The sequence below is a fragment of the Streptomyces sp. NBC_00322 genome (assembly GCF_036147535.1).
GTDB lineage: Bacteria > Actinomycetota > Actinomycetes > Streptomycetales > Streptomycetaceae > Streptomyces.
The window spans coordinates 462,858-482,727 of record NZ_CP108019.1 but is presented as its reverse complement, the minus strand read 5'-3'; the positions used below and the strand labels follow the sequence as shown (position 1 = coordinate 482,727).

20 protein-coding genes and 3 pseudogenes are annotated in these 19,870 nt (G+C 68.6%); 10 read left to right on the top strand and 13 right to left on the bottom strand.

All coding sequences use genetic code 11. The annotated features are described in order from the left end of the window. Nucleotides 1–108 precede the first annotated feature (108 nt). Nucleotides 109–708: a DinB family protein gene (locus OG905_RS02135; protein ID WP_328665864.1), complete on the top strand. Its 600-nt coding sequence runs from the start codon at nt 109–111 to the stop codon at nt 706–708. A 54-nt stretch (nt 709–762) separates the two neighbouring features. On the opposite strand, the pseudogene OG905_RS02130 reads toward OG905_RS02135, so the two are convergent. After that, nucleotides 763–888, bottom strand: a pseudogene (locus OG905_RS02130) (IS21-like element helper ATPase IstB); the annotation flags it as partial. Between OG905_RS02130 and OG905_RS02125 the strand changes: the two are divergent. After that, nucleotides 866–1,078 (top strand): hypothetical protein, encoded by a 213-nt coding sequence (locus OG905_RS02125; protein ID WP_328665863.1) that lies wholly within the window; start codon nt 866–868, stop codon nt 1,076–1,078. The pseudogene OG905_RS02130 and the gene OG905_RS02125 overlap by 23 nt on opposite strands. A 212-nt stretch (nt 1,079–1,290) precedes the next feature. Here the strand turns inward: OG905_RS02125 and OG905_RS02120 are convergent, their stop codons facing one another. The 3 genes from OG905_RS02120 to OG905_RS02110 all read right to left on the bottom strand — a co-directional run bounded on the left by OG905_RS02120 (nt 1,291) and on the right by OG905_RS02110 (nt 3,298). Beyond that, entirely contained in the window at nt 1,291–2,085 is a 795-nt protein-coding gene (locus OG905_RS02120; RefSeq protein WP_328665862.1) for a PIG-L deacetylase family protein, read from the bottom strand. A 73-nt stretch (nt 2,086–2,158) separates the two neighbouring features. Then, entirely contained in the window at nt 2,159–2,542 is a 384-nt protein-coding gene (locus OG905_RS02115) for a hypothetical protein (RefSeq protein ID WP_328665861.1), read from the bottom strand. Between the two features lie 606 nt (nt 2,543–3,148). Further along, nucleotides 3,149–3,298, bottom strand: a complete 150-nt coding sequence (locus tag OG905_RS02110) for a hypothetical protein (RefSeq protein WP_328665860.1) — start codon at nt 3,296–3,298, stop codon at nt 3,149–3,151. Between the two features lie 22 nt (nt 3,299–3,320). Between OG905_RS02110 and OG905_RS02105 the strand changes: the two genes are divergently transcribed. From OG905_RS02105 to OG905_RS02095, 3 genes and pseudogenes are all read left to right on the top strand, one after another. After that, nucleotides 3,321–3,518: a hypothetical protein gene (locus OG905_RS02105; RefSeq protein WP_328682838.1), complete on the top strand. Its 198-nt coding sequence runs from the start codon at nt 3,321–3,323 to the stop codon at nt 3,516–3,518. Between the two features lie 77 nt (nt 3,519–3,595). Beyond that, nucleotides 3,596–3,852, top strand: a pseudogene (locus tag OG905_RS02100) (helix-turn-helix transcriptional regulator). 137 nt (nt 3,853–3,989) lie between these two features. Then, the gene (locus OG905_RS02095) at nt 3,990–4,304 is read left to right on the top strand and encodes a DUF6083 domain-containing protein (protein WP_328665859.1); all 315 of its coding nucleotides are present in this window, start codon (nt 3,990–3,992) and stop codon (nt 4,302–4,304) included. Between the two features lie 28 nt (nt 4,305–4,332). Here the strand turns inward: OG905_RS02095 and OG905_RS02090 are convergent, their stop codons facing one another. The 6 genes from OG905_RS02090 to OG905_RS02065 all read right to left on the bottom strand — a co-directional run bounded on the left by OG905_RS02090 (nt 4,333) and on the right by OG905_RS02065 (nt 9,668). Next, complete coding sequence (locus OG905_RS02090; RefSeq protein WP_328665858.1) at nt 4,333–4,806, bottom strand: hypothetical protein; 474 nt, start codon at nt 4,804–4,806, stop codon at nt 4,333–4,335. A gap of 215 nt (nt 4,807–5,021) precedes the next feature. Continuing rightward, nucleotides 5,022–6,062: a zinc-dependent dehydrogenase gene (locus tag OG905_RS02085; protein ID WP_328665857.1), complete on the bottom strand. Its 1,041-nt coding sequence runs from the start codon at nt 6,060–6,062 to the stop codon at nt 5,022–5,024. Further along, nucleotides 6,059–6,505 carry a PTS sugar transporter subunit IIA gene (locus tag OG905_RS02080; RefSeq protein WP_328665856.1) on the bottom strand — a complete coding sequence of 149 codons (447 nt, stop codon included), beginning with the start codon at nt 6,503–6,505 and terminating at the stop codon, nt 6,059–6,061. Before OG905_RS02080 ends, OG905_RS02085 begins: the two co-directional genes overlap by 4 nt. Beyond that, nucleotides 6,498–7,895, bottom strand: a complete 1,398-nt coding sequence (locus OG905_RS02075) for a PTS mannitol transporter subunit IICB (RefSeq protein ID WP_328665855.1) — start codon at nt 7,893–7,895, stop codon at nt 6,498–6,500. The genes OG905_RS02080 and OG905_RS02075 overlap by 8 nt, the downstream gene beginning before the upstream one ends. Beyond that, nucleotides 7,888–8,910, bottom strand: coding sequence for a 1-phosphofructokinase (gene pfkB / locus OG905_RS02070; RefSeq protein WP_328665854.1), 1,023 nt, complete (start codon nt 8,908–8,910; stop codon nt 7,888–7,890). The genes OG905_RS02075 and pfkB overlap by 8 nt, the downstream gene beginning before the upstream one ends. Continuing rightward, nucleotides 8,907–9,668, bottom strand: coding sequence for a DeoR/GlpR family DNA-binding transcription regulator (locus OG905_RS02065; RefSeq protein WP_328665853.1), 762 nt, complete (start codon nt 9,666–9,668; stop codon nt 8,907–8,909). The genes pfkB and OG905_RS02065 overlap by 4 nt, the downstream gene beginning before the upstream one ends. A gap of 318 nt (nt 9,669–9,986) precedes the next feature. Here OG905_RS02065 and OG905_RS02060 point away from each other — a divergent pair, with 318 nt between their 5' ends. After that, the gene (locus tag OG905_RS02060; RefSeq protein WP_328665852.1) at nt 9,987–10,253 is read left to right on the top strand and encodes an HPr family phosphocarrier protein; all 267 of its coding nucleotides are present in this window, start codon (nt 9,987–9,989) and stop codon (nt 10,251–10,253) included. Then, nucleotides 10,250–11,899 (top strand): phosphoenolpyruvate--protein phosphotransferase, encoded by a 1,650-nt coding sequence (gene ptsP / locus OG905_RS02055; RefSeq protein ID WP_328665851.1) that lies wholly within the window; start codon nt 10,250–10,252, stop codon nt 11,897–11,899. The genes OG905_RS02060 and ptsP overlap by 4 nt, the downstream gene beginning before the upstream one ends. Before the next feature lie 263 nt (nt 11,900–12,162). Here ptsP and OG905_RS02050 read toward each other — a convergent pair whose 3' ends face one another. Next, nucleotides 12,163–12,315: a hypothetical protein gene (locus tag OG905_RS02050; RefSeq protein WP_328665850.1), complete on the bottom strand. Its 153-nt coding sequence runs from the start codon at nt 12,313–12,315 to the stop codon at nt 12,163–12,165. 247 nt (nt 12,316–12,562) lie between these two features. Between OG905_RS02050 and OG905_RS39025 the strand changes: the two genes are divergently transcribed. The 3 genes and pseudogenes from OG905_RS39025 to OG905_RS02035 all read left to right on the top strand — a co-directional run. Further along, a complete protein-coding gene (locus OG905_RS39025; RefSeq protein ID WP_443043882.1) occupies nt 12,563–12,922 on the top strand; it encodes a LuxR C-terminal-related transcriptional regulator in 360 nt (119 codons plus the stop codon). A gap of 379 nt (nt 12,923–13,301) precedes the next feature. Beyond that, on the top strand, nt 13,302–14,903 hold the full coding sequence (locus OG905_RS02045; protein WP_328665849.1) for an endonuclease/exonuclease/phosphatase family protein: 1,602 nt from the start codon (nt 13,302–13,304) through the stop codon (nt 14,901–14,903). A 570-nt stretch (nt 14,904–15,473) separates the two neighbouring features. Continuing rightward, nucleotides 15,474–15,675 (top strand): annotated as a pseudogene (locus OG905_RS02035) (DNA helicase); the annotation flags it as partial. 49 nt (nt 15,676–15,724) lie between these two features. Here OG905_RS02035 and OG905_RS02030 read toward each other — a convergent pair. Both OG905_RS02030 and OG905_RS02025 read right to left on the bottom strand, forming a co-directional pair. After that, entirely contained in the window at nt 15,725–17,821 is a 2,097-nt protein-coding gene (locus tag OG905_RS02030) for an ATP-binding cassette domain-containing protein (protein WP_328681987.1), read from the bottom strand. Between the two features lie 355 nt (nt 17,822–18,176). Then, nucleotides 18,177–19,868, bottom strand: a complete 1,692-nt coding sequence (locus OG905_RS02025) for a YceI family protein (protein WP_328665848.1) — start codon at nt 19,866–19,868, stop codon at nt 18,177–18,179. Nucleotides 19,869–19,870 lie beyond the last annotated feature (2 nt).

The following is a 19,870-nucleotide window of genomic DNA, read 5'->3' as shown; positions in this document are numbered from 1 at the left end:
ACTGGCGACTACGCGCCCCAGGGCTGCGCCCCGGGTGTCGCGAGGCAAGTCCCTGAAGCAGCGTCCTGTAGTGCCCGGCTGTCAGTGCTGGATGGAAGGCTGCCCGGCATGATCGAACCGAATCCGAAAGCGGACCTTCTCCGATACCTGCAAGACGCGCGTGACGCCCTGTTGTGGAAGCTCGATGGGCTCTCGGAATACGACATCCGCCGCCCGCTGACCCCCACGGGCACGAACCTGTTGGGGCTGGTCAAACATGTCGCCAGCGTGGAACTGGGGTACTTCGGCGATACGTTCGGGCGGCCATTCTTCGACGAGGAGCCGCCGCCCTGGTGGTATACGGAGGACGCAGAACCCAACGCGGATATGTGGGCCACTGCAGACCAGTCGCGCCAAGGGATCGTTGGGCTGTATCACCAGGCGTGGGAGCACTCCAACAGCACGATCGCGACGCTGACGCTTGACGCGATCGGTCACGTCCCGTGGTGGCCGGAGGAACGACGAGAGGTGACACTGCACCACATCCTGGTGCGCGTGATCTCTGATACTCAGCGGCACGCCGGCCACGCCGACATCGTGCGAGAGCTCATCGACGGAACCGTCGGGTACTTGAAGGGCAACGACAACATGCCACCAGGAGATCAAGCATGGTGGGACAACCACCGGCGCCGACTGGAGCGCGTGGCACGGGAAGTCGGTAACAGCTGATCTCGCCCTGCTGCGCCGACTCGGCCGGCCCTGGAGTCAGCCATGCGTCGCCGTTCAGCCGGTGTTGGCGTGTTCGGCTTGTGCTTTGGTGTGAGCGAGGCGGTAGGACTCGGAGCCGGTCTGGATGATGGCCCCGTTGAAGGTGAGCCGGTCGACGATGGCCGCGCAGAGCCGGGGGTCGACTCAGCTGTTCTCCACCTTCATCCCGGCCGCGTACCGGCCCCATCCGCGCTACCCCTGCCGCTGGACGGCGCGGCAGGCACAGGCCGCTCTCACCCTTTTCGCCGTGCATCTGCAGCTCTTCTTGCACGGCACACCTGAGCCTGGCGGCAACTCCACCGAGCGGTACCGGTTTCCATCCCCAGCCTGATCGCCTGGCCCATCGCCCTGCTGACAAGCAGCTTGCTCACGATCACGGCCTTGCCCCAGGAGCGGCCGTCAAGGTCGGTATTGCACTGGCCGGGTCCGTCATAGGACTCCTGCCCGGGTTCGCCCTCATTCTCCCGGCCTGGCTTGTTTTCGAGACAGAACGCAGGCAGCCGGCAGCCAAGATCCGCTGGACATGGAACTGGGCGGGAGGTGTCACGCCGTCGGCTGAAAGATGCCGATGACCGGTGCGGATGTTGAGGTCCGTGTGGCATCGATGAACCATTCCCGCCCGAGGAGCATTCCGAAGACGGGTGCAGGGAGCCGGATGAGCGCCTGCATGACTGGGGCCAGTCGACCGGTGCCGGTCACCTGGGATCGGTGCGCGGCGAGTGCTCTTTGTTTTTGCCGGGCGAAGCGGCGTGCGTCGACTTTGTGGGTGATGGCCGAGCGCGCGCTGTAGGCGGTGCGGGGAGACACAGCGTCGTGGCGCAGGGGGATTTTCAACCGGTTCACCAGCTTGAGCACTCGGGCGATGAGGTCGCGTGGAAGCGTGGCCTCAAGTACCTGATTGACCCCGGCGAGTGCGGCTGCGCGTCTGCCGACCTCGTGGACTCTGACGTGGTCCCGGTGGCCGTAACCGCCGTTGGCGTCGTAGCTGAGGAGCACATCGGCGTCCTCCTCCGTGAGGATTGCGGCCAGTCGCTCGGCGGCTTCTTCTGGGTCGGCGCGTACGAAACGCGCCCGGTCCGGCGGGTCGGGATAGAGCACGTTGCCGTTGCCGCTGTCTGCGTAGCCAAGGTGAACGACCCGAGCTGCCCCCAGGATGGCGGCACTCGCACGCAGTTCACCCATGCGCGGCGACTCGCCCTGTGCCGTGGGATCCATCAGGCCGTCGGTGGCGACAACGATCACCACGCGGTGCCCCTCGGCGGCGATGCGCGCAAGGGTGCCCCCGGTCATGAGCACCTCATCGTCGGGGTGTGCATGGAATGCGAGAACGGTTGCCATGGGGCCTCATCCTGCACCAGCTGTGCTCCGCCCCGCGGAGCCGCAAGCAGGAGATCCGTGGCCACCCCCGCGCTCAGGACTTGATCCAGCCCAAAAGCCGACCGCTCCGGCCGGCCATTCCGCGCACCTGCACCCGCCTGGTCTGGATATCTGTCTCCCAGGTGAGGATGCCTTCGGAACTTCCCCATGCCTGGGAGGCCAGAGTGTTGATGCGGGCTTCGACGCCACGTAAATGACGGCCTATCCGCTGAATGGCCAGATTGATGCCGCGCAGCCACACGACGGCAAGGAGGAGAACGAGAACGGCGACGCACACGCTCGGGCCGCCGAAGGTGAAGTTGTCCGCCACCACCAGCAGGGCGGAGACGACGCCAGCGAATCCGATCATCTGCATGCGTGCTGCGACCCGTTGGGTGACCTCTTCACGCAGGGCCCGGTACTCCTCGAAGAGGACCATGATCTCCTGTTCGCACCGGTGCCGGGAGAGTTGCTCAGTCGTGCCCGATGGACCCGTCTGGCTTTGCGATTCCATGTGTCCCCCCAATCAACTCACGTATGACCGGCGCTGTCCGCGCAGGGCCGTGGCACGTCGGTGGCAGTCCACGGGTTCCAGCTGGTTCGCCGCGGGCCGTTCGTGAGTTCTCGTGCGAGCTTGTTCGTGGCTCACCTCCCGGACGGGCAATTCGCCGGGGGCAGTAAGGGAGTTGTTTCCCGGCGTCCGGGATAGGCCCAGCACCAGGGTGGTCGTGAGCAGGCCTCAGTCGGCAGGGCGTGCCGGGGGCGCATGGGGGTCCAGTGGAGTTCGTCGGTGTGTGGGTCGCAGCTCCATGCCGTGATTGTCCCGGCTTCGACGAGGCGATCGAGGAGTGGGCCGAGGCTGGCGGGTTGGGTGCCGCATGCGCGGCTGAGGCGGTCGGGTTCAACGCCGGTGGCTACGTGGGTGGGGTAGTAATGCGCTTCGAAGGCCAGTGCGGTCAGCCGTGTACTGGCCGGCAGAGCCTTGAGCGGTGCTGCGGAGGCGACGCGTAGTGCCCAGTCGGCGGCGGGCGACCGGGCGCGTGGCTCAGGGCGTGGACCAACTGGCGGTGAGGGCTCTGTCGTGCGACGGCCAGGGGGTGCTCTGCTGCGGCAGAAGGTGGAGCCAGCGGCGGTGTTCCAACTCGTGCCAGCGCGTGGGGTCGTGGGCCCGGCGCATGCCGCGCAGCAGTCTCACGGGGAGGCACGCTTCGCCACGGGTGTTGCTCGTCCTCACCCGAGAACACGGCGGCCGCACCTGGCGCCTGGCCGACACCTGCGCCGCCGCCACCCCGTACGCAGCCGCCATCCCCGACACCGCCCTCATCGCCCCGTCGGTACAGCACCTCGGGGCTGGTGCCCCAGGGCAGTGCGAATGCGAGGTAGCTGAGCATGTCCTGGACGCGGACCTGTTCTGACGGGCCCCGCGGCCGTCGGGTGCGCTTCCCTCGGCTGGATCCGGAAGCGCTCACTGGCAGAACCGTCGGATGGTGGGGTGACGATCTTCCCGCCTGACCTCACCGCCCTCCGTTTGGAGCTGGCGCGGCTGAGGGGCGAGCGCGGCTGGACCTATGACGAACTGGCCCGCCGTAGCGGCTTGGCCAGACGCACCCTGATCGAGATCGAGCAGGGCCGCACGATTGGATCCCTCAGGTCCTGGCACGCCCTCGCCCATGCCCTGGGCGTGCCGGTCGACCACCTTTCGCCACCCTCTGTGGCGGTCACGCGCCTCCCGCCGAGGCCGCCGACTAGCCCCGGCTGCACCGCTGTCGAGGATCACCCGATCCGGTCACCGGCCTCGTGCGCACCTGCGATGAATCGCGCACCAGTTCCCGAAGTTTGGGCCGTACGCGGGACATTGGCGGCACGGACGTCGAGTTGGCGGCGCGTTGCCTGTCATCTTCGCGGCCACGCGCTCCCTCACCACCCCATCCGGCCGACGCTGGGACGGCACCCCCACAGCTCCTCGACGCCTGCGGACGCTGCACGTTGACGCGGACAGCCCCAGCCGGCTCCTGCGCACCGCCCAGCCCAGCCGCTGCCGGGACTGCGGCAACCGCATCGACTGGTACACCCGAACTCAGGGGCGACCCGTCGGCCTGCACCCGCAGGAACTTGCTGCGGCCGCGGTACCTGCCGCCTGCTCGATACCGGCGCCTCCACCCCGCCCTCGCCCGGCGAACCGGCCCTCGTGTGGCCTGTAACGGCGGGCCACGCCGCGGGGAGGTGCCGTCAGATGCGGTGCAGGGCGTGGTGTGCGGGAGAGGGGACGATGGCGGGTGCCTGGTCGTGGTCCGGGGTCACCGGCGCGGGCTTTGGGGCGGGGCGGCAGCGTTCCGGCCGGCCGTCGCCGGGAATGTATCCCGAGAGCGGGCCCGGGAGTTCGACGATCCGGCAGCCGAGGCTCTGGAGTGCGTCGCCGATCGCCCTGGCGTCGCGGTCCTTGATGGAGAAGACCCACCAGCCGGGCACGAGGACGGTTGCGAAGTGCCCCTGCTTCACGTGCTGGAAGAGGTGGTTGAGACGGGGCAGGTGGGCGTGGGAGGCGTACCCGTCGTCTGTGAAGGGCTCCGTGTCGGTGAATCCGAGGTCGCGGGCGTAGTGCCAGAGGGCTTGGCGCAGGGAGTGCATGTGCCAGTAGTCGGCCGGGTGGCAGCGCAGGTAGACCGCGGCGACGGAGGCCGGCGGTGGAAGGGAAGTGATCATGGGAGGGCCCCTGGTGATGAGCTTTCTGGCGGGTGTGCCTGCCGGAGGATCGGTGTCGACGGGCTCGGTCCGTGCGGTTTCAGCGTCTGCGTTGCTGGGTGGATGTCACCGGTGTCAGTGACCTTGCCTGTCCTCTCGTTGTGTCGTGCGGGGCGCGGCGGCCCGGTTGGACCGTCTCGGCGGTGCGACCGGCGGCCGCCGCGCCCGGCGGGGGGTCAGGGTTCGATCGTCACCTTGATCGCGTCTCCGGCTGCGACGGTGCTGATCGCGTCCAGGACGTTGTCCAGTGGCATGCGGTGTGTGATCAGGTCGGCGACGGGGACGGCACCGGAGGCGATCAGTTCCAGGGCCCGCTTGTTGTGGGCGGGACTGGAGCCGTTGGCGCCGACGACGGTCAGTTCTCGGTAGTGCACGAGGTTGGAGTCGAGCGTGATGGTGGGGGCGGTTTTGGGGAGGCCGCCGAAGAGGCTGATACGGCCCCTGCGTGCGGTCATGCGCAGCGCGTCTTCCTGCGCCGCGCCCGAGGCGGCCGCGGTGATCACCACGTCGGCGCCCCGGCCGTCGGTCAGTTTGAGGATCGCCTCCACGATGTCGCCGTCGGCTCCGCAGACCGTCTCGTCCGGCCGTACGAGGGCGGCCGACTTCTCCAGCCGGGTCGCGTTGAGGTCGGCCAGGATCACCCGGCGGGCGCCGCGGGCCCGGGCGAGGCGCACGTGCAGGCAGCCGATCGGTCCGGCCCCGATCACGACCACGTCATCGCCGCTTCCGACTCCGGCGAGTTCCTGACCGTTGAGGACGCAGGCGAGGGGTTCGGCCACGGACGCCTCGGCGAAGCTCACGCCGTTGGGGATCGGGTTGAGTCCGTCCACTTTAAGAACGGCGTGCGGGACGATCAGGTACTCGGCGAAGCCGCCGTCGTACTGGTAGCCGACGGAGGTCTGGTGAGGGCAGATCGTCATGCGGCCGCGGCGGCAGTCCTGGCAGTCGCCGCACGGGACGGCGGCGATGACCTGTACGCGGTCGCCCACGGACCAGCCGTCGACCTCGGCGCCGACCTCGGCGATCTCGCCGGCGATCTCATGGCCCATCACACGCGGTGGGGACAGGTGCTGGTGGCCGTGATTGAAGATCTTCACGTCGGTGCCGCAGGTCGAGCAGTTCCGGACGCGGAGCTTGATCTCGTTCGGCTGCGGTGAGGGCTCCGGTACGTCCTCCAGCCTGAGGTCGCCGGGGGCGTAGAAGCGTGCCACTCTCATGCTGCGATGTCCTTACTGATCGGCTTGAGCAGGTGGTAGATCTCGTCGGGGTCGGAGGAGGAACGCAGCCTTTCGGCCTGGTCGGCTTCCAGGAGGACGAGGGCGAGTGCGGACAGCACCGCGACGTGTTCGTCGCCCTTGGCCGCGATGGCCACGCAGGTGGTGACCGTTTCGCCGTCCCAGTTCACACCGACGGGGAACTGGAGCACGGCGAGCGTGGTGCGGCGGACCAGGTCGCGGCTGGCTTCGGTTCCGTGGGGGATGGCCACACCCTCGCCGACGTAGGTGCTGATCGATTGCTCGCGCTCGAGCATCGTGCGTGCGTATCCCTGCTCCACGGCGCCGAGTTCCTCCAGCACCGCGCCGCACTGGCGCACGGCGTCCCACCGGTTGTCGGCACTCAGTCCCAGTCGGATGCCCTCGCGGGTCAGTACGTCAGCCATGGATGTCGCCACCGTCTCGGATGGTGGCCTCGAGCTGGTCGAAGGCCGGGTCGTTGAGGAAGGACTGGAAGGGGATGATCACCGCGTCGGGCGCCACCGCGCGGGCGCGGTCGGCCAGGTTGGTGTGGGTGACCACGACCTGGGTGCCCTGGGGAATGTCGTTGACCGGCTTGTGGGTGGCCGTCACGCCGTACGGCTTGAGCCGCTTGGTCAGCTGGCTGGCCAGCATCACGCTGCTGCCCATGCCCGCGTCGCAGGCGACCACCACGGAGGTGATGGCCGTGACTGGGACGGACCGCGTCGCGGTGGCCTCCTCCTCTTCCGTGTCGGCCTCCGGCTCCGGGGTGCGCCCGATGCGCAGCAGGGCGGCGGCCGAGGCGAAGGACACGGCGGCGGCGACCACGATGGAGGCGAGGACGGGGAAGTAGCCGCCCTTGGGGGTGACCGCGAGGTAGGCGAAGATGCTGCCCGGCGACGGGGTGGCGACCAGGCCGGCGCCGGTGACCATGGCGGTCGCCACGCCGGCCATGCCGCCCGCGATCGCGGCGAGGACCAGCCGCGGCTTCATCAGCACGTACGGGAAGTAGATCTCGTGGATGCCGCCCAGGAACTGGACGATGATCGCGCCGGGCACGGTGGGACGCAGCCGTCTGGGGCCGAAGAACCAGTAGGCGAGCAGGATGCCCAAGCCCGGGCCCGGGTTGCTCTCGATCATGAACAGGATCGACTTGCCGCTCTCGGTGGCCTGCTGCACGCCCAGTGGGGAGAGCACTCCGTGGTTGATCGCGTTGTTCAGGAACAGGACCTTGGCGGGTTCGACGATGATCGACACCAGCGGCAGCAGCCCGGCGTCGACCAGGACGTCGACTCCGTTGCCCGCGGCCTTGGTGAGTCCTGAGACGACTGGCCCGATGCCGACCAGTCCGGCCAGGGCCATGGCGCCGCCCAGGATGCCGGCGGTGAAGTTGTCCACCAGCATCTCGAAACCGGGGCGGGTGTGGCGGGCAGAGACGCCATCGACCAGCTTGAGCAGGTAGGCCGTCAGCGGGCCGATGATCATCGCGCCCAGGAACATCGGGACGTCGGAGCCGACCGCCACGCCGACCGTGGCGATCGCGCCGACCACCGCCCCTCGCTGGCCGTGCACCAGGCGTCCGCCGGTGTAGCCGATCAGCACTGGCAGCAGCATGGTGATCATCGGCCCGACCAGCTTGGCCAGTGTCTCGTTGGGCAGCCAGCCCGTCGGGATGAACATTGCGGTGATCAGGCCCCAGGCGATGAAGGCCGCGATGTTCGGCATCACCATCCCGGCGAGGTTACCGCCGAGGCGTTGCACCCTGGCCCTGAACCCGTGGCCTTCCAGGTGCTTGAGTTGCGCTGTGTCAGTCATGACATTCTCCGATCCGCTCCGGTGTAGGGATGTGAAACGTCCCCGACCTCCGGTCGGCCGTGGGCCGGCCGTTTCGGCCGCCGAGCGGCCAGTCCAGCGGAATGTCCGCCGTGACAGTGACTCCGGCCGGATCCAGATCGGCCGGTGTCGGTATCGCGCTGCCCGGCAGCTTCACTGCGGCGGCACCGTGTGCCACCGCCGCTGCCAGGGCCTTCGGTCCGGCGCCGCCTGCGCCGAGGAAGCCTGCGAGCGAGGCATCACCCGCTCCTACATCACTGCGGACCAAGGCCACGGGCGCGCTGCCGTACCAGCTGCCCTCCTCCGCGACCAGCAGCATCCCGTCCGCGCCGAGGCTGGCCAGCACCTGCTGGGCACCGAGCCTGCGCAGCTCGGCTGCCGCGTCCACCGCGTCGCCGATGGTGGCCAGCGGGCGGCCGACCGCCTCGGCGAGTTCCTCCCGGTTGGGCTTGACCACGTCGGGACGGGCTGTGAGCGCCGCCAGCAGCGCGGAACCCGAGGTGTCCAGCGCGATGCGGGCGCCGCCGTCGTGGACCCGTGCCACTAGGTCGGCGTACCACTCGGGCGCCAGGCCGCGCGGCAGGCTGCCGCAGCAGGCCAGCCAGTCGGTGTCCGGCCCGATGAGGTCGCGCACGGTGTGCAGCAGGGCGTCCGATTCGTCTGCGGTGAGTTCGGGGCCCGGCGCGTTGATCTTGGTGAGTGCGCCGTTCGTCTCGACCACGCTGACGTTGATCCGGGTGTCGCCGTGTACCGATACGGATGCCACCTCGATGCCCTGGCGGCTGAGCAGCTCGGACAGCAGCATTCCGGAGAATCCGCCGAGCGGCAGCACAGCCGTGGTGCGGTGGCCTGCGGCGTTCAATGCCCGGGAGACGTTGACGCCCTTGCCACCGGGGTCCACCCGGTCGGCCGTGGCACGGTTGATCCCACCCCGGGACAGCCGTTCCAGTTCGAAGCTGCGGTCCAGGCTCGGGTTCGGGGTGATGGTGATGATCATGCGCGGATCACCTCCGGTCCCAGGGCGGCGATCTCGGCGGCCTGCTCGTCGGTCAGCCCGGTGTCCGTGACCACCACGTCCACCTGATCCAGGGTGGCGAACCGGGCGAAGTACCGGGCGCCGTACTTGGTCGAGTCCGCGACCAGCACCACCTGGCGGGCGCTGGCCACCATGGCGCGCTTCACCGCGGCCTCGGCGAGGTCCGGGGTGCTCAGTCCGGCCTCCGGCGAGAAGCCGTTGGTCGCGATCACGGCCATGTCGGCGTCCAGGTCCGCCAGGTCGCGCAGGGCCCAGGCGTCCACCGCCGCCTGCGTACGGTGCCGGAGCCGGCCGCCGACCAGATGGAGGTTCAGCTGGGGGTGTTCCGCGAGCCGGGCGGCCACCGGGAGCGCGTTGGTGACCACGGTGAGCGCGGAGTCCAGGGGCAGCTGCGCGGCCAGCCGGGAAACCGTGGTGCCGGCGTCCAGCAGCAGGCTGCCCTCTTCGGGCAGCAGCGCGAGTGCGGCTTTGGCGATCCGCTCCTTGTCGGCCGCGGCGGTGGAGTCCCGCTCCGCGAGCCCCGGCTCCAGGTGGAGACCCCCGGCGGGCAGTGCGCCGCCGTGCACCCGGCGCAGCAGTCCGGCTCGTTCCAGGGCGCTCAGGTCGCGCCGGATGGTCTCCTGCGTGACGCCGAAGTCTTCTGCCAGCGAGGGGACTTCGACCCGGCCGCGATCCTGGGCCAGCTCAAGGATCCGTTGCTGACGCTCGGGTGCGTACATGTGGGATCAGGTCCGTTTCATGTGGGGCGATGCCTGTCTGTGGCTGACCTTACTCGCAGCCACGGGAAAGACAAGACTTCCGAGTGCGTTGATTTGATTTTCTGAATGTGTTGACATCGCCCTGCTGGTGCACGTAGAACCATCGAAAACACCCTCCTCGGGTGGAAAACACAGACGTCCGGACACCGCCCCCCCCGACCGCGGGTTCGGACTCGGGGCAGTCCGAGCCGCCTTTCGGACTGCCCCACCACCCCACACATATGCGATAGCCCGCCCCGCCCGGGGCTGCCGCTCGCCCTCACCGTCGAAGGAATCGCGATGCCCCACCTCCTGGTCACCGTCGGCTCGCGGAACGGGCTCCACGCCCGCCCGGCCACCCTGTTTGTGCAGGCCGCGGCCCGCCAGCCCGTCAAGGTCACCGTCGGCCGCCCCGACCAGCCCCCCGTGGACGCCGGGAGCCTGCTGTCCGTACTCGCTCTCGCGGCAAAGCACGGCGACGCCCTGCAACTCGCCGCCGAAGGCGAGCGCGCCGAAGCCGCCCTTGAGGAGCTGGCCCTGCTGCTGTCCCAGGACCTGGACGCATGAGCACGGTCCTTCCCGGCATCGGCGTCGGCACGGGAAGCGCCTCGGGTCCCGTGGCCCGGATGGCTCCACCGCCCCAGCTGCCCGCACCCCGCCCGGTCACAGACCCCGAAGCCGACACGGCCGCCCTGCGCCGGGCCCTGACCACCCTGGTCGCGGACCTCGAGCACCGCGCCGCGCGAGCCCCCCAAGGGACCGCCGCCGACGTGCTGTACACCCAGGCGCACATGGCGGCCGACCCGGCCCTGGCCGATCAGGCAGCCGACGCGGTCCACCAGGGCACCGACCCCGCCCACGCGCTGACCGCCACCTTCGACGGCTTCCGCGCCCAGCTACTGGCCGCCGGCGGCTACTTCGCCGAACGCGCCACGGACCTGGACGACCTGCGCGACCGCGCCGTCTCCCACCTGCTCGGGCTCCCGCTGCCAGGGCTGCCCGACCCCGGCCACCCCTACGTCCTGGTGGCCGACGACCTCGGCCCTGCCGACACCGCCCTCCTCGACCCGCAGCAGGTGCTGGCCCTGGTCACCGTGCGCGGCGGCCCCACCAGCCACACCGCGATCCTCGCCAAGGCACTCGGCCTGCCCGCCGTCGTCGGCTGCTCCTCGGCGACCTACCTGCACAACGGCCAGACCGTGCTCGTCAACGACGGCACGGTGGAAGTCGACCCGCCGCCGGAAACAGTCGCCGAGGCGGCCCGCCGGGAACAGCGCCGCCGGGAGCGGGCCACAGCCGTCCACGGACCCGGCCTCACCGCGGACGGGCACCCGGTGGCGCTCCTCGTCAATCTCGGCGCCCCCCATGAACTCTCCCGGGCCGCTTCGGCCGACTCCGAAGGCGTCGGACTGTTCCGCACCGAGTTCCTCTACCTCGACCGGACCGAGGCACCCGGCCTCGATGAACAGACGGCGGCCTACCGCCGGGTCTTCGACGCCTTCACCGGCCGCCGCGTGGTCGTACGCACCCTCGACGCGGGCGCGGACAAGCCGTTGCCCTTCGCCACCGCCGACGACGAGGACAACCCGGCCCTCGGCGTGCGCGGCCTGCGTACCGCTGCCAGGGACCCACGGCTGCTGGACACCCAGCTCGCCGCCATCGCCGAAGCGGCGCGCGGCAGCATCGCCGACGTCTGGGTCATGGCGCCGATGGTCTCCCTGCCCGGCGAGGCCGCCCAGTTCGCCGCCCGGGTCCGCTCGCATGGACTGCAGGTGGCCGGCGCGATGGTTGAGGTCCCGGCGGCCGCGCTGCGCGCCGACCGGCTGGCAGGTGTCTGTGACTTCCTCAGCATCGGCACCAACGACCTCGCCCAGTACACCTTCGCCGCCGACCGCACTCTCGGCGCCCTCGCCGAACTGCTCGACCCCTGGCAACCCGCCCTCCTCGACCTGGTCGCCACCACCGCCCGCGCCGGCGCGGACCTCGGCCGGCCCGTCGGCGTGTGCGGCGAAGCGGCGTCCGACCCGGCCCTTGCCCTGGTGCTGGTGGGGCTCGGCGTGAGCAGCCTCTCCATGGCCCCGGCCTGCCTGCCCGAAGTCCGCACCGCCCTCGCGGCACACCCCCTCGCCCATTGCCAGGACCTGGCCGCTCTGGCCCGCCGCGCGCCTGACGCCGCCACAGCACGTGCGGACGTTCGCCGCCGCATGCTCTGAGCGGGGCGCATCCGCCCCGGCCCCGGGACCCTCAGCCTCACCGGTCCCGGGGCCCTCCCACACCCGGCCCATCCACGTCCCGGGCGGCCTGTCCTGGATTCACAACCATCCAGTCCAACGTTTGCACGGCCGTCTGTTCAGCCGCGGCCGGTTTGATCTGCAGTCGACGGCGGTGGGGGTCTGGCGCCATCGGCCTCCTGGGAACGCCGGTGGGCCCCGGAACCTGCTGGTTCCTGGGCCACCGGCGAGCGGGCGAGGGCGGACTACAGGCGCATGGGCAGCGGCAGTAGGGCTGCGATCAGGCTGCAGGCGGTCATCAGGATCTGGAGGCTCCCGCCGGGCCCGTAGGAGATCGGCGTGAGCGGCCCGGTGTGGCTGTGGGTGTCGATTGACTTGGCGGTCGCGGTGGTTCGCATGTGCAGTGCTTCGGCGATCTCGAGCCGGGCGCCGTACCGCTGGTGGCGGCGGCATCGGGCAGTCGCATCAGGCTGGCCTTTGCCTACCAGGACACGGCCCCCGCTGCCCGCGCGGCGCCGAGCACTGCTCGCCGAGGGCCGACGGCCAACTCCTCCAAGCTATCGAGTGCTTTCGGCGCTCCCGTATCCGATACCAGCTGCTTCCCCAGCCCTATGAGACGGACCTCGTCGCGGAAGCTGCCGGACGGTGCGCCTTGGCCAACGGCCCGGATGCCACAGCGGGCGTCTCAAACTGACCACTGCGGCAGAGGAACTGGAGTCCATCGGCGCGACATGGGATGTGGCTCGAGTACGGGCGGAACTGCGGGCCCATCGCAGCACCGAGTGGCGCCGGCCTGGTCGTACCAGCAACGGGAACCGGCTCTCGCCGCGCGAGCAGGAGGTGGCAGCACTGGCCGATGCGGATCTCAGCAACCGCGAGATCGCAGCCACCCTGTACCTGTCCCCGCGGACGGTGGAGCAGCATGTCCCGGGCTCTGCGGAAGGCGGGGCACTCTCCCGGCGTGACCTGGCGCGTATGGTCCGGACCGGGAAGCCGGAAGGCTGAACAGGCGGTGGTTGCAGACCTTTGCGGCCACCGCCCCCGCGAATGTGGCGATTGCATGGCCACAACGGTCCCGATCGACTGGCACCGCGGCGCTTGTCCGTGCCGCCCGCCTTGGGCTGGCCCGCACCTGCAGGGAGAGCAAGAGCGAACGCGGTGCTTCACAAGGGCGAAGAAAACGGAAGACTTTTCGGATATTCATTGAGTATAGGTGATCCGTATCCCCTTAATGATCGCCGGGCTCGGCCTGCGTTATGGTTCCGGCGCCGTCGAAGGCCGCAACCAACAAGATCATTCTCTGGATAGGTCAATAACGGCAGGTGAGTTGCCATATTGCCTGACGGGCCGTTAGAGCTTCTGTCGCCATGAGGGAGAGCCTCGTATGGGAATAAAACGTCACTATCCGAGCCGCGGTATGTGGATGAGTCTGCGAGCATTAGTCATCACGATCGCCGTGCTGCTGGGCATGGCTTCTCCGCTGTCGGCCTCCGCGGCGGCTGACAGCGGCACGATGAGCTTGAACCAGCTCGACTATCAGACAACCCAGCAGATCACGATCACCTACACCACGAGTCGGCCCAGTTCCACCAACTGGGTCGGCATCTATGCCGATCCCGGCAACGGCCCGGTCAACGGCCAGCAGCTCGGGGCATCGACGACGTGGGAGTACGCCCCCGGCTCTTCCGGCACAGTCTCCATCCCGGCCTCCGGCCTCAGCGTCGGGGCCTACGTGGCCTACTACCTGTACAACGACGGCTACACCTGGCTGGCCAATCCGGTGAAGTTCCGCATCACGAACTCCGCGCAGGCACGTACCGGTTCGATGAGCCTGGACCGGCTGGACTACCCGGCGGGTGACCCGATCTCGGTTACGTACAGCACGAGCCGGCCCAGTTCCCTCAACTGGGTCGGCATCTATGCCGATCCGGGGAACGGACCGGTCAATGACCAGTACGTCCGGCCCTCGACCACGTGGCTCTATGCCCCTGGTTCCTCCGGCCAGATCTCGATCCCGACCGCCGGCCTCAGCCCCGGCCACTACGTCGCCTACTACCTGTACAACGACGGCTACAGCCGGGTGGCCAGCCCGCTGAAGTTCCGCATCGTGCCCTCCACCGCGGCCACCACACTGAAGGTGGCCTCCTTCAACACCTGGATGGCCGCCGGCCAGGTGACCGACGGCCCCACCAAGGCCACCAACTTCATCACCTCCAGCGGCGCGGACGTGGTGGCCCTGCAGGAAACTGGCGGAACCCTCGCCAAGGATCTGGCAAGAGACCTGGGCTGGTACTACTACCAGGGCCCCGCCAGCGCGGCGATCATCAGCAGGTACGCGATCACGCAGACCTTCGGGCTCGCGCTGGACAACGCCGGGCTCGGCGCGCGGCTCAACCTGGGTGCCGGTAAGCAAGCCGTGGTGTGGTCGGTCCACCTGGCCGCTTATCCCTACGGGCCTTACAACGCGTGCTACGAAGGCATGACGCCGGCACAGATCGAGGACAACGAACGGAACACTTCCCGGCGGGTTGTGCAGATCAACGACATCCTCACCAGGGCGGCACCCGAGATCAACGCCGCCAAGAGCGGCGGGCCGCCGGTGTTCCTGGCCGGTGACTTCAACGCACCGTCGCATCTGGACTGGGTGCCTGCGGCCGCCAGCCAGAACTGCGGTTACAGCTCCGTCAACTGGCGGGCCTCCAGGGCCGTCTCCGACGCCGGACTCAACGACTCATACCGGGTCGTCAACCCCCATCCTGCAACCATGCCGGGCGACACGTGGTCCCCCGTGTATCCCAAGAACAACGGCTCCACCGGGCCGGACGAACCCCAGGACCGCATCGACTTCGTACACTACGCCGGCTCAGCGACGCCGGTCAGCTCGACGGCCGAGGTTCGTGGCACGCCACAGCCGGTTCCCAACAATCAGAACAACGAATGGGTCAGCGATCACCGCGCCGTGGTCACGACGTTCAACCTGACCTGACGTACCGCCACACCGCAGCGAGGATGCTGCGTGCGTGAGAAGCCACCCTCTTGCCGCTCAACAGTCCTGAGCCAACCCAGACATCGGCCCTGCCACCGTCACACCCTCGCCAAAGGCGAATGGATCAAGAAAGGGCAGCCTCTTCGCCTGATCGGCGACTCCGGCACGGGCAGGAAGCAGCCGCAAGCTGACCTCACCGAACACACGACGGCCCCCACCGCCCTCCGGGCGGCGGGGGCCGTCCACGCAGAGCCGTCATTCCGCATGCACAAAACTCGGCCTCAAAGATCACCAACCGCCGTCAGGAACATGCACAAACGTTGTCCTTGAACATGCGCGAAGCCACGATCGGGCTGCCGAGCTGCTGGTGTGCAGCGATCAGCAGATCGGCGGTAGGCACGCCAGGAACTACGCTCCTGGGAAACCGCCGACGTGGCACCGCTGCAAGCAGCCGCCGGGGCCGGGCTTCTCCACCCCCCTCGCGGGCGGCCCCCAACTGGACGGGAAGGAGCCGGCGAAGTGCCCGAAAAGGTAAAGGGATTGCAGAGCTGCAGGATGATCGCCTCCCGGGCCCGCGACGTCAAGACCGGCTTCGAGGGCCACGCCCTGTCCCTCTCGCAGCCCTTCCGCTTCGGCCCCTGCCTCGCCGAGGAGGCCAAACCGGTGGCTGGCGATCACCGGCGCGCCGATCCGTCTGACCGGCACCGACGCGATGGCCACCGAACTCGCGCCGGTGGATCGTCCCGATGCGGTGCTGTGCCGGACCAACATCCCTGGAGCCCGACCGGATTCGTCATCGCCGAACTGACAGTCGCGCGAACTCAGCGTTTTCGTACGACTTCCGGTTCGTGGCGGCGCAGGAACCGGATGGTGAGCAGCGTGCAGACGATCGCCGCGCCGAGCAGCGCACCTGTTTCGGTCAGCCACTGGCCGAAGGTGTGACGCCACAGAGGGTCTCTGGCGGAGGGAATCGTCTTGTCCTGGGGACCGAGCAACTGCCCGAGATCGAGGGTTGCGCCTTCCGCTGCGACAGCCCACCGTGATGGCATCAGCCTGGCCACGTGTTCAACACCGGGATTGTCGAAGAGTTTGAAGACGATGCCTGAGAACAAGTACTGGGCAAAAGAAAAGACAACCAGCAGAGGCATAGTTTTCTCGGCGGTCTTCACCAGTGCGGAGATGACCAGACCGCACATCATGGAAGTGAACCCGAGCAGCGTGATGACGAATGTCATCTCCAAGACCGGGGTGCTTTTCACGACTACGCCTTCTGACGGCAGTTCGCGCGGTGCAAGGCTGAGCGCGCACAGGACGATGCCCTGCAAGCCCGTGATCAGTCCCAGCACGGTGATCTTCGACATCAGGTAGGCGGATCTGGACACGCCCGCCGCCCGTTCCCTCTCGTAGATCACCCGTTCCTTGACCAGCTCCCGGACAGAGTTCGCGGTGCCGATGAAGCACATGCTGATGACCAGGGATAACAGGACGGTGCCGGCCTCGGCGTTCGGCTCGCCGTCGGGTGCTTTTCGCAGGCCGAAGTCAGCAGGTATCACGGTGTTGGCCAGGCCCAGGACGACCGGCAGGAGGGCCATCAGGCCGACGAAGCCCTTGTCGCAGGCCACGACCGCCAGGTACCGGCGGACGAGTGTGAAGAGCTGAGCTGTCCAGCGAGGTGGCTTCGGCGGATGGACGCCCTCGGGGGCCGCATGCCCCGCCCGCGTGCCCGACTGCTGCGGGGTGACCAAGGAGGCCAAGTGCTGCCTCGACTCGCGCCACCGTCCGGACCAGTCGGACTCTTGTTCCTCCTCGAAGGCGGAGAAGACGTCGGCCCACTGCTCGTACCTGAAGAATTCCAGTGCCGTCTGCGGCGGACCGTAGTACGCCACGGATCCGTGTGGGGCCAGGACCAGCACCTTGTCGCACAACTCCAACTCCCGGACCGAGTGGGTCACCACAATGATGATCCTGCCGTCGTCAGCGAGTCGTCGCAGCAGTTGCATGACGTCGCGGTCCATGCCGGGGTCCAGGCCGGAGGTCGGCTCGTCCAGGAACATGAGCGAGGGTGTGGTCAGCAGTTCCATGGCGACAGAGACGCGCTTTTGCTGCCCACCGGAGAGCGCGGCGATGCGTTTGCCGGCATGGGGGTCGAGTTTGAGCTCACTCAGCACCTCCTCGACGCGACGGTCGCGCTCCGCAGCGTCGGTGTCGCGGGGAAAGCGCAGTCTGGCGGCGTACCGGAGCGCGGTCCGTACAGTGAGCTGCAGATGGAGAATGTCGTGCTGTGGGACGATGCCAATGCGCTGACGCAGTTCAGCGAGCCGCTCGTGGAGGTTGTGGTTCTCGTAGAGCACCTCACCTCTGACGCCCCGCTGGTGACCGGTCAGGGCACGCAGCAAGGTGGACTTCCCAGAACCGGACGGTCCGATCACCGCGATCAGAGCCTTCGGCGGCACCGCGAAGCTCACCTTGTTCAGCAACGTTCTCCTGCTCTTGCCGCACTTGACCTTGACGGTCAGCCGACGGGCGATCAGGGTGGCGGCGCTGACGCCCTGCCCATGGGAGCGGGGGGCGGGGGATTGACTGTCCCGGTGTGCCTCTGGTGGCGCGACGCCCCCCTTCATGTGACCGTTCTGCCGGTGCGTCGGCGCACTGAAGCGAAGCTGCGGACCATCGGCTTCACTGCCGAGGCTGGATACAGCACCGTGTGTGATGTCTGCCAGAGGCATGCACCGACCGTTGGTGTATGTGCCGTTGGTGCTGTCCAGATCCTGCAGGACCCAGCTCTTTCCGTTCCAGTAGATTCGGGCGTGCCGCCACGACACGACGGCCTCCTGGAATTTCATGTCCGACTGAGGATCACGACCCAGCACGTACGTTCTGGCAGGATCGAGTCTCCTGGCGGTCCCGTTGAATTCCATCGAGAGCTCTATTCCATGCTCCACGATTGTTGTCTCCCTGACAGTCGTGTACTCCTGCTGAGCACGTCGGCGACGATCGCGGCATCGGCCGCACGGGCGGCTGCGGCTGGACCCACTCCGCCTGCCCGAGGCGGCGCGGCAGGTGCTTGCTCGCGCCGCCGGTGCGGACGCGGGTCGGTAGCGCCGGAGTGCCGTCATCGACTGCGCCGGCCGCCGTCCGTTGGACTGCAGGGGCGGCTGTCACGCCCGGCGGTTATCCACCCGCTGCCCGCGGGCTGGTGCGTCCCCCGCTGTCTCCCAGCAAGGGACGGAGGGAATACTCCAACCATCCGTGCCGGCCTCACTGGTCGCGGTATCAGTGATCCTTGACCGCCTGGATCTCCAGTTCCAGCATGACGGTGTCACCGATCAGCGCGCGTCTTCCAGCCACGGGCACATGGCCCGTCACGCCGAACTCGGATCGGCTGATCCGGGTGTAGGCCCGGAATCCGGCCCTGGTCCTGCCCGACACGTCGGCGTCCACACCGAGCAAGAACAGGTCGAGGGTCACCCGCCGGACCTGGCCCCGGATGGCCAGCGCCCCTTCGACGAGGTATCGGCCGTCCTTTGTGCGGATGCGAGCAGACGTGAAGTACGCCGTCGGGTGGTTGTCACTGTCGAGGAAATTGGTGGCGCGCAGGTGCTTGTCCCGCATGGAGTTGCGGGTGTCGACCGACGCGGTGTCGATCTCTGCCCGCACGCTGGACCACAGAGGGTTGTCCCCGACCGTGATGGTCCCGCAGAACCGCGTGAATGCGCCGCGCAGCCGGGTCATGAGGTGGCGTACGCAGAAGCCGACCTCGGAGTGGTCAGGGTCGATCTGCCAGACGCCGGTGAGCTGGTCAAGATCGACTGGAGTTGCGAGCATGGTGCTCTCCATGGGGGGTGCGTTGGTTGAGGAGCGTGGCAGCAACGGTCTCGGCGGCCTGTTCGGCAGCGGCGCAGGGGGGCGGCACGGGTCGGTGGGGTACCGAGGGGACCCGTTGGCAGCCGGGCTCGACCGCTGTGACCGCACTCTGCACCGCAGTGCGGTGACCAACCCGGGCAGTGCCAACCCCACTTTCACCGTCGTGTCGAGCCAGACCGCGCCGTCGGCCACCGAAGTTGACGCGACGCTGGTCATGAGCCATTTACGCAGGCGGGTGCCGAAGTCCGGGAGCGGCTGCGTCCATGGGTGCCGGGCGCCTGCCGGGGCGGTGATCTCGCCGCGTTCGGCTTTGGCCCGTACCTCGGCGATGAGAGCGGCCGGCCGGTTGATGGCGGCCTTGACTGCGACGTCGACAGTGGGCTTTCCGGTGAACCGGGCCTTCTCGCGGACTTCCACGTCGTGCGCGAGGATCACCGCGTCGGCGGCCGCGATCACGGCGGGGTCGAGCCGGGCGAAACCGGCGGAGCCCTGTGTCTCGACGACGAGTTCCACGCCGTTGGCCTCGCCGGCCTTCTGGAGCGATTCGGCGGCCATGTAGGTGTAGGCGATGCCGGGCGCGCAGGACGTGACGGCCACGATCCGGAAGGGGCGGGACGCAGGCGCCGGGGACGCGGGGCCAGCGGCTGCCGTCTGCAGGCCGGCCTCGCCGCGGATCAGGGTGGCGACCGCCGCCGGATCGTGCCCGATACGGAGGGCGGTCGTGAATTCCTGGTCCATGAGCCGCCTGGCCAGCGCGGACAGAACCTTCGGGTGATCGTCGTCCGCGCCGAGCGGCGCGGCTATCAGGAAGATCAGGTCGGCGGGCCCGTCGCGAGCGCCGAAGTCGATGCCGTAGTCGCTGCGGCCGAAGGCGAGGGTCGGGGCGGTTACGTGCTTGCTGCGGCAGTGCTGGATCCCCATGCCGCCTTCGAGACCGGTATGCGTCTTCGCCTCGCGGGCGGCCAGGTCGGCGAGGAAGCCTTCGAGATCGGTGACCCGGCCGGCCGCGACCATCCGCTCGGCGAGGGAGCGAGAGGCGGTTTGCGTGGTCCGGGCGGACAGCTCGAGGTCAACCAGTTCCGAGGTGATCAACTCGTTCATCA